Origin of the sequence: Streptomyces angustmyceticus, from assembly GCF_019933235.1 — a bacterium.
Classification (GTDB): Bacteria; Actinomycetota; Actinomycetes; order Streptomycetales; family Streptomycetaceae; genus Streptomyces; species Streptomyces angustmyceticus.
Window position 1 is genome coordinate 3120841 of sequence record NZ_CP082945.1, and the last position, 13116, is coordinate 3133956.

Genomic DNA, 13116 nt, shown 5'->3' on the forward strand with positions numbered 1-13116 from the left:
GACGGGTATGCACTAGGGCTTCCCGCGCACCCGTCACCCGGTGGCCATCCGCTGGGTGAACGGCAGTCGCTGCACGTCACGGGCGGTGCCGGTGACTCCGTCGAGGAAGCCCTGGGCGCGCGGTGAGGCGTGGGCCGTCAGCCACTCCGGGTCGATGTCGCAGACCGCGACCTTGACCTCGGTGCCCAGCAGGGCGAGCGGCAGGGTGTGCACGACGGTGGAGGGGAAGCTGACGATCAGCCGCCCGATCGGGCCGCGCCTGGCGATCAGCTCCAGCGGCAGGTCGGGGCGGACGATCTCCAGCCCGGTCTCCGCCACCAGCCGGCGCAGCTTGTCGGCGCTCTCCTTGCGGTGCGCGAAGTAGCGGGTGGCGCCGTGCGTACGGGCCAGCGCGCCCACCGCCGCCAGGTAGCGGTCCTCGTCCACGACCCCGGTCTCCACCAGCGAGGTGCCGACGATGTCGGCGGCGCGGGTGAGCCGGGGCGGGCCGAAGCGGCCGCGGGTCCAGGCGAACTCGTTGGCGGTGACCTCGACGCCCGGCGGCGCCTCGACGGGCATCGAGCTGAACAGGCCGACGCTGCGCCGGCCGCCCTCGGGCTGCGGGGTGAGCCGGCGGCGGGCGGTGGCGGAGAACGGCGCGAAGACCAGGTCCCGGGCGCCGCGCCCGCTGCCGTTGCGGTGCCAGCGCACCAGGCGTTCGCCGCGGGCGAGTTGGGAGATGAACTCCATGGTGGCGGTGCCGTCGTCGACCACGACCAGGTCGCGCGCCCGGGTGAGGGTCAGCAGCAGCTGGACGTAGCGGGAGAACGGGTCGCCGATCACGATGCGGCGGGCGCGGCGCAGCAGCGGGGTGAGCCCGCCGATGGTGCGCATCGGCGCGGTGGGGCCGCCGCGGGCCTCTTCCCAGCGCACCGTGTGGCCTTCGTCGCGGGCGAGTTCGGCCATCCGGCGCAGCTGTCCGCGGGTCATCGGGTCGTGCGGGGAGAGCACGACGACGGTGAGCGAGGTGGCCTGTGCCGTGTGCGCCCATTCCAGGACGTTCAGCAGCTGCACCGGGCTCTCGACGAACGCGAGGGTGCCGGTGCCCCGGGCGGGGGCGTCCGGTCCGGCGCCGGTCCGTGCGGTCCGGGGCCGCTGCCGTGGCACCCCCAGGAGACGACGGGCGGGAGAACCCGTCGTCTCCTGGGGCGGGGCCCCGGCGCCAGGTGTGACGGACCCGGCGCGGGCCCCTTCGGGTGAGCTCACCATCGCTCCCGTCGGTCGGGCGGCCCGGCCGTCAGACCGCCGCCGGCTCGGCGCCGGCCTCGGCCTCGGCCTCGGCCACCACGCCGGCGACCCGGCGCAGCTTCTTCATCGGGCCGAGCTCGCTCTCGTAGACCTTCTTGACGCCGTCACCGAGGGACTCCTCGATGGTGCGGATGTCGCGGACCAGGCGGGACAGGCCGCCGGGCTCGACGGAGGCGGCCTGGTCGGAGCCCCACATCGCGCGGTCGAGGGTGATGTGGCGCTCGACGAAGGTGGCGCCGAGGGCGACCGCGGCGAGGGTGGTCTGCAGGCCGGTCTCGTGGCCGCTGTAGCCGATCGGGACGTTGGGGTACTCCTCCTGCAGGGTGTTGATCATGCGCAGGTTGAGCTCCTCGGCCTTGGCCGGGTAGGTGCTGGTGGCGTGGCAGAGCAGGATGTTCTCGCTGCCCAGGACCTCGACGGCGTGCCGGATCTGCTTGGGGGTGGACATGCCCGTCGAGAGGATGACGGTGCGGCCGGTGGCGCGCATGGCGCGCAGCAGGTCGTCGTCGGTGAGCGAGGCGGAGGCGACCTTGTAGCAGGGCACGTCGAACTTCTCCAGGAAGGCGACGGACTCGACGTCCCACGGGGAGGCGAACCAGGCGATGCCGCGCTTCTTGCAGTACTCGTCGATGGCGCGGTAGCCGTCCTCGTCGAACTCCACGCGGTGGCGGTAGTCGATGTAGGTCATCCGGCCCCAGGGGGTGTCGCGCTCGATGTCCCACTGGTCGCGCGGGGTGCAGATCTCCGGGGTCCGCTTCTGGAACTTGACGGCGTCGCAGCCGGCGTCGGCGGCGGCGTCGATCAGCGCGAAGGCGTTCTCCAGGTCGCCGTTGTGGTTGATGCCGATCTCGCCGGTGACGTAGACGGGGCGGCCGGGGCCGGCCTCGCGGGAGCCGAGGGTGCGGAGACGGGAGTTGCTGCTCATGGGGAGATTCCTTCGTGTCGATCAGGGGGTGTGCGGGTGGATCTGGGGTGTGCGGGGGTCGGTGCGGGTTACAGGGACGGGCCCAGCAGCCAGCCGGCGATCTCGCGGATCGCGCCGCTGCCTCCGGGCGTCGCGGTGAGCGCGCGGGCCGCGCCGCGCACCACGTCGTGCGCCCCGGCGACCGCCACGGGCCAGCCGACGAGGTCGAAGCACGGGAGGTCGTTGACGTCGTTGCCGACGTAGAGCACGCGCGCGGGGTCGACGCCCGCTTCCTCGCACCACTGCTTGAGGGCGAGGTCCTTGCGGTCGATGCCGTGCAGGACGGGCACCCGCAGCTTGCGGGCCCGGGCGGCGACGACCGGGTTGGTCTCCGTGGACAGGATCAGCAGCTTCAGCTCCGCCCTGCGCAGGGCGGCGATGCCGAGGCCGTCGCCGCGGTGCACCGCGACGATCTCCCGTCCGTCGGCGTCGATCAGCACCCGGTCGTCGGTCTGGGTGCCGTCGAAGTCGAGGACGACGGCGTCGATGTCGTCGAGGGTCGGCAGGGCGCCGGGGCGCTCGGCGTCCAGCAGCGGCGCCAGCGCGCGGGCGCGGGCCAGGTCGTGCGGGTCGTCGATCTCCAGCACCCGGGCGGGGTCGGTGCGCACCAGCTCGGTGCGGCCGAAGAAGCGGTGGCCGCCGGCGCGGAAGCCGGCCGCGTCCATGGCGTAGGCGGCGCCGGTCTCCAGCAGGTCCTGGGGGCGGTCCTGGCGGCGCGGCCGGAAGGACTTGTCGTGGTTGACGCCGTGGCCGCCGTCGGCAGCGGTCGCGCCGCCCACCGCGGGTTCGGCGTCGCGCCAGACGAAACCGTGGAACGGGGCCACGGTCAGCGCGCTGTCGGCGCCGTCCTCGACGACCGCCGCGGCGACGCCGTCGATGTCCTCGCGGGCGAGGAACGGGCTGGTGCACTGGACCAGCAGCACCGTGTCGACCCGGGTGCCGTGCTCGGCCTCGTAGGCGTCCATGGCGTGCAGGACGGCCGCCTCGCTGGTGGCGGTGTCGCCCGCGATGTCGCCGGGGCGCCGTACGACGACCGCGCCGGCGCCACGGGCCGCGGCCGCTATCCCGGCGTCGTCGGTGGAGACCACGACGTCGGTGACCAGGCGGGCGGCGCGGCACTCGCGGACCGCGCGGGCCACCAGGGGCACGCCCCCGACGGCGGCGAGGTTCTTGGCGGGCACGCCCTTGGATCCGCCGCGGGCGGGGATGACGGCCACCACGGTCGGGGGGCTGCTCTGCGGGTTCGGCGGCATGTCGGGCTCCTTCGGGGGGCCGTACGGGCCCCGGGGGCTGACGGGCGGCGGGAGGGTCACAGCTGCCCCCAGCGGCGGATGGCGGGGGCGACGCGCTGGACGCCGTGGCGGTAGGCGCCGCGGGCGGCCTCGCGGACCGTCTCGCGGGCGACCCGGCGCAGTCCGCCGGTCTCCTCGGGGGCGTCCGCGTGGCCGGCGAGCGGCTCGCCGTGCGGGTCCAGGCCGTGCCGGGCGAGGATGCCGGGGAGGTAGCCGGGGGCGGTGCGGGGTGTGTAGTACGGGGTGATCGGCGGCAGCCGGTCGGCGGTGCGCAGCGCGGTGACCCGGGTGCGGGCGGCGTCGAAGGCCCGCTCGTACTCGCCGTCGGCGGCCACGCCCTGCCGGGCGAGCCAGTCGGCGTCCGGCTCCGGGCGGTGTCCGGCGTCCAGCTCGTCCCAGGAGGCGAGGCAGCCGGAGCCGAGGAAGTGGTGGTTGCCGAGGACCTCGCGGACGCCGAGGTCGGTGAGGACGGCGGTGGGGATGCCGCGGTGCAGCGACTCCAGGGCGGCGGTCGAGCTGACCGTCACCATCAGGTCGGTGCGGTCCAGGACCTCGCCCATGTTGCCGTACACCAGGCGGCAGTTGGCGGGCAGCGGGCCGGGGGCCTTGGCGGCGAGCTTCTGGTAGGGCAGTTCCTCGATGTGGGTGGTGTGCTCGCCCGGCTTGCTGCGGAGCTTGACCAGCACCTCGCGGTCCGGGTGCTTGCGGGCGTGCTCCACGGCGCGGCGCAGCAGGTACGTCCGGTCGGCGCGGCTCTCCGGGACGGAGGGCTGGGCGGCGAACACCACGGTGTACGGGCGCGGGGTGCCGGTGGCGCCGTCGGCGCGGTAGCGGTCGCCGCCGAGGAACGGCAGGGCGCACTCGACGACGCTGCCGTCGTCGGCGCCGACGCCGCGGTAGACCTCGCGGAACCGGTCCGCGTCGTGCCGGGAGTTGGCGAGGACGACGTCCGCGCCGTGCCGCAGCAGCAGCCCGTCCGCGAGCTTCTCGTAGACCACGCCGACGTAGCCGGTGACGACGACGGGGCGGGTCGCCGCTCCTCGCCAGGCGCGGGCGAGGCCGTGCAGCATCGCCTGCACCGCGCCGCCGACGCAGGCCAGCACGACGACGTCGTAGCGCGTACGGTCGACGGACCGCACGAAGTCGACGCCCCGGATTTCGCGCAGCGAGTCCGCACGGGCGCCGACCTCGTCGAGCTGGCGGACCGTGGGGGTGGCGCGGCCGCGGAGGAGGTAGCCGTCGAGCCGGATGTCCGATTGGATTCGGTACGCTGTCAAAGCGCCCCATTTCCATCGGGTATCCGAGTCGGCGAGTACGGCGACCCGCGGCGAAGAGTGGGTACGTGATGGCACGTCCAAGACGCTAGGAAGCCATTTGGTTTGTCGGGCCAACTGGGTCGCAACAAAGGGTTAACAGCGGGTCGACGAATGGCTAACCGGCCCGGCGGCCGACCCGGTTAACCATCCCGCCATTCTTCGTTCACCTTCAGGTCCGCACCCGGTAAAGACGAATGCCGCCTCCGCACCTAACGTCACCCGGGTGGTTAAGCTCTCCGTCATCGTGCCGTTCTACAACGTGCAGACATACGCGCCCGACACCCTGAAAAGCCTGGCGGCCAACGCCCGCGACGACTTTGAATTCCTGCTCGTCGACGACTGTTCCCGCGACGAGACCCCGGAGATTCTCGCGCGCGCCGAGCGCGAGCTGCCGGGTGCCAGACTGCTGCGGCACGAACGAAACGGCGGCCTGGCCACCGCCCGGAACACCGGCCTGGACGAGGCCCGCGGCGAATACGTCGCCTTCCTCGACGGCGACGACTGGCTCACCCCCGGCTATTACCCCCAACTCCTGCACACCATCGAGGAGTTGGGGTGCGACTTCGTCCGCACCGACCATGTCCAGTGCACCGCCCGCGCGCGCACCGTCCACCGCGTCCCGCACGGCCGGCGCTCGGTGGTGATGGACCCGCGCGAGGTGATCCTGCCCGCCGACCGCTCCACCTCGGTCGACTACGCCTACGCCTGGGCCGGGATGTACCACCGCAGGCTGCTGGACGAGGGGGTGCTGCATTTCAAGGACGGGCTGCGCACCGCGGAGGACCGCCCGTGGATCTGGCGGCTGCACCGCGAGGCGAAGTCCATGGCGGTGGTCGGTCTGCTCGGTGTTTTCTACCGGCGCGGCGTCGCCTCCTCGCTCACCCAGATCGGAGACGTCCGGCAATTGGACTTCATTCGCGCATTCGACCAGGTGATCGAGGAAACGGCGCAGGACCGCGATGCGGCTCTGCTGCTGCCGAAGGCGGTGCGCACCTATTGCGCGATCATTTCCCACCACCTCGGTTCGATCGAACGTTTCGAACCGCAGGTCGCCCGTAAATTGCGTTCGATGAGCGCCGCGGCCATGAAACGCATGCCGCAGGACGTACTGAAGGAAGCCCTGGATTCGATGGATGTGCAGCGTGCGTCCCGGCTGCGGCGGCTGCGCCGCCGTCCCTCCTCCACGGCGGAGGTCGCGGCCTGATGTCCACCCGACCGCGTACCCAGATCTTCCTGGCGTCCACGCTCTACGGTGCGGCGACGCTCGCCGCCGCGCTGGACGCCGACTGCTTCGCCCCGGCCGACCGCCGGCTGCTGCTGCTCAGCAACAACGCGGCGACCCCGGAGACCACCGCGTCGCTGGACACCATGCCCGGCTTCGAGCGGCTGCGCGGCCGCTTCGGCCGGGTGCTGTCGTGGAACGAGACGATCAGCCCCTTCCACCCCGGCGGCTGGTCGCCGCGCGCGGACGACGCCCCGCTGTGGGAGCGGCATCTGCGGCTGCTGTGGGGCCTGGGCGACGACCAGGTCGAGCTGATCGTGGAGTCCATCCAGGTCAACCCGGCGCTGGCCCTCGCCCAGCTGTTCCCCGACGCGCCCATCGACGTCTACGCCGACGGGCTGATGAGCTACGGGCCCACCCGCAACAAGCTCGACCCCCTGATCGGCACCCGGATCAACCGGCTGCTGCACCTGGACCTGGTGCCGGGCCTGACGCCGCTGCTGCTCACCGAGTTCGACGTCCCGGCGCACACCGTGCCGACCGACGCCTTCACCAAGGTGCTCGCCGAACTCTGTGACGCCAGTGGCGAGGTGGCGGTGCCGGAGGGCGGTGCGCTGCTGCTCGGCCAGTACCTGTCCGCGCTGGGCATCCTCACGCCCGAGGAGGAAGAGGAGCTGCATGTGCGGATGGTGCGCGGCGCCGCCGAGCGCGGCCACCGCGAGATCGTCTTCAAGCCGCACCCGTCCGCGCCGGCCCGCTGGTCGCGGCTGCTGGAGCGGGAGGCCGAGAAGCTGGACCTCGCGCTGACCGTGCTGGACACCCCGGTGCTGGCCGAGGTCCTCTACCAGCGGATGCGGCCCGCGCTGGTCGTCGGCTGCTTCTCCACCGCGCTGCTGACGGCGGCCACCTTCTACGGCCTGCCGACCGCGCGGACCGGCACCGGCCTGCTGCTGGAGCGCCTCACGCCGTACCAGAACAGCAACCGGGTCCCGGTCACGATCGTGGACGCGCTGGTGCCCGACCTGGGCGACCGCAGCGCCCACCCGCGCGCCTTCGCCACCGCCGAGAGCGTCGAGGGCCTGGTCACCGCGGTCGGCTACGCGATGCAGCACCAGATCTACCCGCAGCTGCGGCCGGCCGCCGAGCGCTACCTCGCGGCCCATCTCGACCAGGTCACCTGGCGCTACTTCAAGCGCCGCCGGCTGACCGCGCTGGCACTGCCCGGCGCGATCCCCTCCCAGCTGTCGTTCATTCCCCGCAACCCCACCGTCCGCAAGGTCGCGCGCCGGGCACGGGCGGTGCAGCGGCGGCTGAAGAAGCGGGCCGCGTTCGGATGAGCGCGCCCCAGCTGGCGCCCGGCGCGCCGCCCGGCGCGCCGGATCCCGCCACCACCGCCCCCCGGGCCGCGATACCGGGGCGCGGCCGCGGAGGACCCTCGCGGCTGCGCGCCCTGGACGGGCTGCGGCTGCTCGCCGCCCTGATGGTCGCCGCGTACCACTTCGGCGGCCGCAACGGCGAGATATCCCAGGCCTGGGGCGGCTCGCCCGCCCATCAATTCCCCACCGCCGCCCCGCTGTTCGCCTACGGCTGTCTGGGCGTGCAGATCTTCTTCGTGATCAGCGGCTTCGTCATCTGCCTCAGCGGCTGGGGCCGGACGCTGCGCGCGTTCACCGCGTCCCGCGTCTCCCGCCTCTATCCGGCGTACTGGGCCGCGATCCTGCTGGTGACCGCGGTCTTCGCGCTTCCCTGGGTCGCGTACAAGGCGCTGCCGCCCAGCGAGGTGCTGACCAATCTGACCATGCTGCAGCAGCCGTTGGGCGTGGACCGGGTGCTCGGGGTGTGCTGGACCCTCTGGGCGGAGCTGCGCTTCTACGCCCTCTTCGCGCTGTGCGTGGTGCTGCCCGGCGCCACCCGCGGCCGGGTGGTGCTCTTCTGCGCGGGCTGGACGCTGGCGGCCGCGCTCGCGCAGGCCGCCCACCAGCCCTTCCTCGACACCGTCCTGATGCCCGAGTACGCCCCGTTCTTCATCGGCGGGGTGGGCCTGTACCTGCTGCACCGCTACGGTGCCCGCGATCCGATCGGCTGGGCGATCGTGCTGGTCAGCTGGCTGACCGGCCAGCACTACGCGGTCGCCGGGCTGTGGCACGCCCCGTCGGCCGACGCGTTCTCCTACCGCTCGACGGCCGGCATCATCGCCGTCGTCACCCTCGGCTTCGCCCTGGTCGCGGCGGTCGCGCTGGGCAGGCTGCGGTGGGCGAACTGGCGCTGGCTGACCGTGGCCGGCGCGCTGACCTACCCGTTCTACCTCGTGCACGAGCACCTGGGCTGGGTCGTGGTGCGGGCGCTGCACCACGGCCTGGGGCTGCCCTCGTACGCGACGCTGCCGCTGACCGTCGCGCTGATGCTGCTGCTCGCGTGGGTGCTGCACCGCTTCGTCGAGCGCCCGCTGACGCCCGTCCTGAAGCGGTCGATCGACCCGCGGCACTGACGCCGGGCGGCCGGCGCCCGCGACTCCGCGGGCGCCCGCCCCTCGGCGCTCAGCCCCGCGCGTCCGGGCCCATGGTGACCTCGATGCCCGCGACGATGATCCGCAGCCCGGCCTCGAAGCTCGCCTCCAGATCGCCGAACATCGTCCGGCCGGCCTGCGCCGCCAGCGGAAACTCCCGCCCGAGCTGCCGCTCGCGCTCGGACTCGTCGTAGGCCGGGTCGCGGATCTCGCGCTGTCCGGGCACCGGGTGGACCGACTGGTCCTCGATCACCGCGCCCACGGTGAAGTTGTACGCGGCCCACCAGGCCCGCACGGCCTCTTCCAGGGTGAAGCCCGCCGCCGTCAGGCAGGCCATCAGCGAGTCGAGCGGCCCGGCGGCGGAGCCGTCGGTCATCCGCGTGCCGCTGAAGACCTTGCCGCCGTCGCGGTAGCCGAGCAGCTCGCGGCGCACCGTCCGGCAGGCGCCGACGAGCATTTCCTGCCAGGTGCCGGTGCGCGGGTCCGCGCCGGACCCGCCGCCGTCCAGATTCCCGGCCATCCGCCGGATCATCTCGGTGGCCATCTCGTCCAGCAGTTCCTGTTTGTTCTTGAAGTGCCAGTACAGCGCGGGGGCCTGGACGTTCAGCTCCTTGGCGATACCTCGCAGGGTGAGCCCGTCGAGGCCGACCTCGTTCAGCAGCCGCAGTGCGGTGTCCACGACCTTTTTCCGGTCGATGCGCGAAACCATGTTGACAACTTAACACCGTTAAGCCCATCCTCGGGACATGGCACTTAACAACGTTAAGGAAACCTTTGGCGCCGCTCTGCCCGACAACGGCACGGCGGTCGACGTCCTGATCGTCGGCGCGGGCCCGACCGGCCTCGCTCTGGCGATCGACCTCACCCGGCGCGGCGTGCGCACCCTGCTCGTCGAGCGGCAGGAGCGGCTCTCCCCCGGCGCCCGCGGCAACGGCATGCAGCCGCGCACCCAGGAGGTCTACGACGACCTCGGGGTGATCGACGCGGCCTTCGCGGCCGGCGGCCTCTACCCGCCGACCGCCCGCTGGGAGAACGGCGAGATCGTCGAGATCACCGAGATGATCGAGCGGGTCGAGCCGACCCCCGACAACCCGTACTCCAACGCCCTGATGGTGCCGCAGTACCGCAACCTGGAGGTGCTGCACGCACGGCTGCGGGAGCTCGGCCAGGACGTGGTCTTCCACACCGAACTCACCGCGTTCGACCAGGACTCCACCGGTGTGACGGCCCGTCTGCGCCACACCGACGGGACGGAGCGCACCGTGCGCGCGGCCTATCTGGTCGCCTCCGACGGCGGGCGCAGCACCGTACGCCGCGCGCTGGGCGTCAAGATGAGCGGCCCGGAGCTGGAGCCGGTCGGCGTGCTGCTCGCGGACGTCCGGGTGGACGGCCTGGACCGCGACCACTGGCACCGCTGGGAACTGCCCAACGGCGGCTTCGTGGGCATGCTCCCGCTGGCCCGCACCGACCGCTTCCAGACCATGATCGCGTCCTTCAACGGCACGACGGACACCTCACCCGAGACGATCCGCGCCGAACTCGCGGCCCACACCCACCTCGACGCCGAGCAGATCCGCGAGGTCGTGTGGTCCTCCCTCTTCCGCCCCCGGGCGGGCCTGGTCGACAGCTACCGCACCGGCCGCGTCTTCCTGGCCGGCGACGCCGCGCACATCCACTCCCCCGCCGGCGGCCAGGGCCTGAACACCAGCGTCCAGGACGCCTACAACCTCGGCTGGAAGCTCGGCCAGGTGCTGCGGCACGGCGCCCCCGACAGCCTCCTCGACACCTACGAGACCGAGCGCCGCCCGATCGCCGAGAGCATCCTCGACACCAGCACCCGGCTGCACCGCTCCCGCGAGCTGCGCCGCGGCCGCGACCTGCACCAGCTCGGCATCGGCTACCCCGACAGCCCGCTGACGCGGGAGCTGCGCACGGATCTCCCCGAGGGCGTCCCCGCCGCCGGCGACCGGGCCCCCGAGGCCCCCTGCACCACGGCCGACGGCACGCCCACCCGGCTCTTCGACGTCTTCCGCGGCCCGCACTTCACCGTGCTCGACCTGGGCGGCACCGGCATCGACGCCGGCGCCCTGCCCGCCGACCCGGCCCTGCTGCGCGTCGTCCGCGTCGGCGGCCCGGCCCCGGACCTCATCGACTCCGACGGCCACATCCGCGACGCCTACGGCGCCGCCCCCGCCGTCCTCCTCATCCGCCCCGACGGCTACCTCGCCCTCGCCACCCCGCCCGAGAACGCGACGGCACAGGTGACCGCGGCCCTGGAGACGTACCTCGGCACGGGCACGGAAGCGGTACCGGCGACCCGGTGACCGCGGGCGGCCGGCGCGGGGCCAACGTCCCGACGGCGGCCGAGTCCCCGCAGCCGCGTCCCCGCGAGAAGCCGCCCCCACACCCGAGGCCGTACCAGCGGACATCCGCTCGTACGGCCTCGCGCCGGGGACGAACGGGCCGGCTACAGAACCAGCGACAGCAACAGCACGCACCCGATCCCGACGACCGAGATCAGCGTCTCCATCACCGACCAGGTCTTCAGCGTCTGGCCGACGTTCATCCCGAAGTACTCCTTCACCAGCCAGAATCCGGCGTCGTTGACATGGCTGAAGAACAGCGAGCCGCACCCGATGGCCAGCACCAACAGCGCGGCGTGGGTGGTGCTCATGTCCGCGGCGAGCGGGCCGACCAGCCCGGCGGCGGAGATGGTGGCCACCGTCGCGGAGCCGGTCGCGAGCCGGATGGCGACCGCGATCAGCCAGGCCAGCAGGAGCGCGGAGATGTGCCAGCCCTGGGAGACGTCCAGGATCATCTGGCCGACGCCGGAGTCCACCAGCGTCTGCTTGAAGCCGCCGCCCGCGCCGACGATCAGCACCACGCCGGCGATCGGGCCGAGCGACTTCTCGACGGTGGCGGCGATCCGGCCGCGGGTGAAACCGGCCGCCCGGCCCAGCGTGAACATCGCGACGAGCACGGCGGTGAGCAGCGCGATCAGCGGCGAGCCGACGACGTCGAACACCCTCTGGACGGTGTGCCCGGGATCGTCGACGACGATGTCCACCAGCGCCTTGGCCAGCATCATCACCACCGGCAGCAGCACGGTGGCCACGGTGATCCCGAAGCCGGGCCGCTGGTGGAGGTCGTCGGAGGCGCGCTCGGGCACCATCTTCTCCGGCGGCTGGATGTCCACCCAGCGGGCCGCGTAACGGGAGAAGACCGGACCGGCGATGATCGCGGTCGGGACGGCGACGACCACACCGAGCGCGAGGGTGACCCCGAGGTTCGCCTTGACGGCGTCGATCGCGGCGAGCGGGCCGGGGTGCGGGGGGATCAGCCCGTGCATGACGGACAGGCCGGCCAGGGCGGGGATGCCGATCCGCATCAGCGAGAAGTTGCCGCGCTTGGCGACCAGCAGCACCACCGGGATCAGCAGCACGATGCCGACCTCGAAGAAGATCGGCAGCCCCACGATCCCCGCGATCAGCACCATCGCCCAGGGCATCGCCCGCCCGCCCGCCTTGGCCAGGATCGTGTCGACGATCTGGTCCGCGCCGCCCGAGTCGGCGAGCAGCCGCCCGAGGACGGCGCCGAGCGCGATCAGCACGCCGGTGCCCGCGACGGTCGTGCCCAGCCCCGTCGAGAAGCTGGCGATGGCCTTGTCCAGCGGGGCGCCGGCCACCGCGCCGAGCACCAGCGAACCGATGATCAGCGACAGGAAGGCGTGCAGCTTGAACTTCGTGATGAGCAGGACGATGACGGCTATGCCGGCCAGGACGGCGATGCCCAGCTGCGCGTGACCGGCCGAGGTGATCGGCTCGATCGCGTCCGCTGCGAGCATCTCGACGCTGAGATGTGTCACGGCGATTCCCTTGGTTGGACGGAGGGGGCAGGGAGGGAGAGGCGGAAGGGTGTGCTGCGGTACAGGTCCGTGTGCGGGGCGGGCCGTCAGGCCGGGGCGGTCATCGCGCGCAGGGCGGCCACCGCGCGCCCGGCGATCTCCTGCGGGCTGCCGGACACGTCCACGGCGACGCCGGTCTCGCCCGGCCCGAGGGGTTCGAGCGTGGCGAACTGGGAGTCGAGCAGCGCCGTCGGCATGAAGTGGCCCGTGCGCCCGGCCATCCGCTCCCCGATCAGCGCGCGGTCCCCGGTGAGGTGCAGAAAGACGACGCCGGGGGCGGCGGCGCGCAGCCGGTCGCGGTAGGCCCGCTTGAGCGCGGAGCTGCTGACGACCCCGCCGTGCCCGGCCCGCGCGTGGGCCCAGGCGCCGATGGCGTCCAGCCACGGGCCGCGGTCGGCGTCGTCCAGCGGGATACCGGCGGACATCTTGGCGATGTTGGCCGGCGGGTGGAAGTCGTCACCCTCGGCGTACGGGACGCCCAGCCCGGCGGCCACCAACGGGCCGATGGTGGTCTTGCCGGTGCCGGCCACGCCCATCACGACGATCACGTCGGGGGTGCTCATCCCGTGGTACCTCGCTGTCTTCATCGACCTCGTGCGGCCCCCACTGAAACCCATTAGGTACG

The 13116-nt window shown here is 72.9% G+C and carries 11 protein-coding genes; 4 read left to right on the forward strand and 7 right to left on the reverse strand.

Annotated features, from left to right (window positions below; translation table 11 throughout):
* Positions 1–33: 33 nt before the first annotated feature.
* The 4 genes from K7396_RS13950 to K7396_RS13965 form a co-directional block, all read right to left on the reverse strand.
* Positions 34–1146, reverse strand: coding sequence for a hypothetical protein (locus K7396_RS13950; RefSeq protein WP_086718811.1), 1113 nt, complete (start codon positions 1144–1146; stop codon positions 34–36).
* 130 nt (positions 1147–1276) lie between these two features.
* The gene (locus K7396_RS13955; RefSeq protein WP_086718809.1) at positions 1277–2212 is read right to left on the reverse strand and encodes an N-acetylneuraminate synthase family protein; all 936 of its coding nucleotides are present in this window, start codon (positions 2210–2212) and stop codon (positions 1277–1279) included.
* Between the two features lie 68 nt (positions 2213–2280).
* Positions 2281–3504: an acylneuraminate cytidylyltransferase gene (locus K7396_RS13960; RefSeq protein WP_152104681.1), complete on the reverse strand. Its 1224-nt coding sequence runs from the start codon at positions 3502–3504 to the stop codon at positions 2281–2283.
* Positions 3505–3560: 56 nt separating this feature from the next.
* Entirely contained in the window at positions 3561–4895 is a 1335-nt protein-coding gene (locus K7396_RS13965) for a DUF6716 putative glycosyltransferase (protein ID WP_308686904.1), read from the reverse strand.
* A 187-nt stretch (positions 4896–5082) separates the two neighbouring features.
* Between K7396_RS13965 and K7396_RS13970 the strand changes: the two genes are divergently transcribed.
* Genes K7396_RS13970 through K7396_RS13980 form a run of 3 tightly spaced genes read left to right on the forward strand, consistent with a single transcriptional unit; the run spans position 5083 to position 8569 of the window.
* Positions 5083–6063 (forward strand): glycosyltransferase family 2 protein, encoded by a 981-nt coding sequence (locus tag K7396_RS13970; RefSeq protein ID WP_086720663.1) that lies wholly within the window; start codon positions 5083–5085, stop codon positions 6061–6063.
* Complete coding sequence (locus tag K7396_RS13975) at positions 6063–7418, forward strand: polysialyltransferase family glycosyltransferase (RefSeq protein WP_086720662.1); 1356 nt, start codon at positions 6063–6065, stop codon at positions 7416–7418. Before K7396_RS13970 ends, K7396_RS13975 begins: the two co-directional genes overlap by 1 nt.
* On the forward strand, positions 7415–8569 hold the full coding sequence (locus K7396_RS13980) for an acyltransferase family protein (protein ID WP_086720661.1): 1155 nt from the start codon (positions 7415–7417) through the stop codon (positions 8567–8569). Before K7396_RS13975 ends, K7396_RS13980 begins: the two co-directional genes overlap by 4 nt.
* Positions 8570–8618: 49 nt before the next feature.
* Here the strand turns inward: K7396_RS13980 and K7396_RS13985 are convergent, their stop codons facing one another.
* Complete coding sequence (locus K7396_RS13985) at positions 8619–9296, reverse strand: TetR/AcrR family transcriptional regulator C-terminal domain-containing protein (protein ID WP_086720660.1); 678 nt, start codon at positions 9294–9296, stop codon at positions 8619–8621.
* 37 nt (positions 9297–9333) lie between these two features.
* Here K7396_RS13985 and K7396_RS13990 point away from each other — a divergent pair, with 37 nt between their 5' ends.
* Positions 9334–10911, forward strand: a complete 1578-nt coding sequence (locus K7396_RS13990; protein WP_086720659.1) for an FAD-dependent oxidoreductase — start codon at positions 9334–9336, stop codon at positions 10909–10911.
* A gap of 143 nt (positions 10912–11054) precedes the next feature.
* On the opposite strand, the gene K7396_RS13995 is transcribed toward K7396_RS13990, so the two are convergent.
* Both K7396_RS13995 and K7396_RS14000 read right to left on the reverse strand, forming a co-directional pair.
* Positions 11055–12452, reverse strand: coding sequence for a GntT/GntP/DsdX family permease (locus tag K7396_RS13995; protein ID WP_086720658.1), 1398 nt, complete (start codon positions 12450–12452; stop codon positions 11055–11057).
* Between the two features lie 86 nt (positions 12453–12538).
* On the reverse strand, positions 12539–13054 hold the full coding sequence (locus tag K7396_RS14000; RefSeq protein ID WP_086720657.1) for a gluconokinase: 516 nt from the start codon (positions 13052–13054) through the stop codon (positions 12539–12541).
* Positions 13055–13116 lie beyond the last annotated feature (62 nt).

Excerpts from the sequence above, each read along its gene's own strand:
- K7396_RS13975 (WP_086720662.1), top strand. The coding sequence starts at position 6,063 with ATGTCCACCCGACCGCGTACCCAGATCTTCCTGGCGTCCACGCTCTAC.
- K7396_RS13955 (WP_086718809.1), bottom strand. The coding sequence starts at position 2,212 with ATGAGCAGCAACTCCCGTCTCCGCACCCTCGGCTCCCGCGAGGCCGGC.
- K7396_RS13980 (WP_086720661.1), top strand. The coding sequence starts at position 7,415 with ATGAGCGCGCCCCAGCTGGCGCCCGGCGCGCCGCCCGGCGCGCCGGAT.
- K7396_RS13990 (WP_086720659.1), top strand. The coding sequence starts at position 9,334 with ATGGCACTTAACAACGTTAAGGAAACCTTTGGCGCCGCTCTGCCCGAC.
- K7396_RS14000 (WP_086720657.1), bottom strand. The coding sequence starts at position 13,054 with ATGAGCACCCCCGACGTGATCGTCGTGATGGGCGTGGCCGGCACCGGC.
- K7396_RS13960 (WP_152104681.1), bottom strand. The coding sequence starts at position 3,504 with ATGCCGCCGAACCCGCAGAGCAGCCCCCCGACCGTGGTGGCCGTCATC.
- K7396_RS13985 (WP_086720660.1), bottom strand. The coding sequence starts at position 9,296 with ATGGTTTCGCGCATCGACCGGAAAAAGGTCGTGGACACCGCACTGCGG.